The sequence below is a fragment of the Leucobacter soli genome, from assembly GCF_042659205.1.
In the GTDB taxonomy this organism is placed as follows: Bacteria; Actinomycetota; Actinomycetes; order Actinomycetales; family Microbacteriaceae; genus Leucobacter; species Leucobacter soli.
The window spans coordinates 1-1,271 of sequence record NZ_JBHSRW010000382.1 but is presented as its reverse complement, the minus strand read 5'-3'; the positions used below and the strand labels follow the sequence as shown (position 1 = coordinate 1,271).

The following is a 1,271-nucleotide window of genomic DNA, read 5'->3' as shown; positions in this document are numbered from 1 at the left end:
CCCGGCAAGGGCAAGCGAGGGTGATTCCTGGCCAGCGTAATACGCCTGCTCGACCTCGACCGGCGTCCGATAGCCGAGCTCACCATGGAGGCGGGAGTTATTCCACCACCACACGTACTCGAGCGTCGCGAGCTCGACCTGCTCGACCGTCCGCCACGGACCCTGCCGACGGATCAGCTCGGCCTTGTAAAGGCTGTTCACTGCCTCCGCGAGGGCATTGTCATACGAGTCGCCGACGGTCCCGGTCGAGGGCTTCGCGCCGAGTTCCGCGATCCGATCGGTATAGACGATGGAGAGGTAGTTCGAGCCGTGATCGGCGTGATGAACGAGCTCGTCCAGCGGCCCGTCAGCGGTGAACGCGGCCATGTTCAACGCCTGCAACGGCAACACGTCCGCCTTCAGCGTCGAGGCAACGTTCCAGCCCACGATCCGACGGCTGAACACGTCGGTCACGAACGCCGTATACGCGAAGCCCTGCCACGTCGCGATATACGTGATGTCCGCCACCCATAGCTTCCGCGGCGCGGGAGCGGTGAAGTCGCGCTGAACGAGGTCTTTCGGCTTCGCCTGCTCCGGATCGGGTTTCGTCGTGAACGCCCGACGGGCTTTCGAGACCCCGCGGACGCCGGCCAGGCGCATGAGCCTCGAGGTCTGGTCGCGGCCGACGTCCCATCCTTGCCGGCGCAGCAAGGCATGCATTCTCCGGACGCCGTAGACGCCGTAGTTCTCGCCGTGAAGCCGCACGATCTCTGGGACGAGCAACTCGTCACGCAACTGCCTGGCTGACTTCGGGCGGGCTTTCGCGGCGCGATAACCGCGGGAAGTGAGGAACCCTCGCACCGCGTCGCGGAGGACGCGGCAGATGAGCTCGACCCCGAACTGATCCCGGTTCTCGTCGATGAACCGGATCATTTCGTCGAGGGGTGGTCGAGCTCCTTCGCGAAAAAGATGCTCGCAGCTTTGAGGATCTCATTCGCCTTTCTCAACTCCGCGACTTCGCGGCGCAGCCGGGCGTTCTCGGCTTCGATGTCGCTGGGCACGCCGGGCCGTTCACCGGCGTCAACCTCGCGGCGGCGATGCCAGACGCGCAGGGTCTCGGCGCTCATGCCGAGGAGCGCTGCGACATGCCGGACGGCCGTCATGAGGTTCGGGTGCTCGGGCTTCGCCTCGTCGAGCATCCGGAGCGCGCGTTCCCGCATCTCGGGCGAGTACTTCTGATTCATCGTGTTCCATCCTTGCTTGAAGAACGGAACGAAACCCAGGGCGATTCA

The 1,271-nt window shown here is 64.9% G+C and carries 1 protein-coding gene and 1 other annotated feature; the gene reads right to left on the bottom strand.

Annotation, left to right across the window (positions count from 1 at the left end):
* Positions 1-1,223 (bottom strand): IS3 family transposase gene (locus ACFPZL_RS13355; protein WP_218116475.1). Its coding sequence is split into 2 segments (ribosomal slippage), with 1,224 coding nucleotides annotated over them: positions 1-938 and positions 938-1,223; the frame shifts between segments, so codons are not numbered across the junction. This gene is flagged as partial in the annotation.
* Positions 848-953: a sequence feature (AL1L pseudoknot), on the bottom strand. Its footprint overlaps the gene before it by 106 nt.
* Positions 1,224-1,271: the final 48 nt, after the last annotated feature.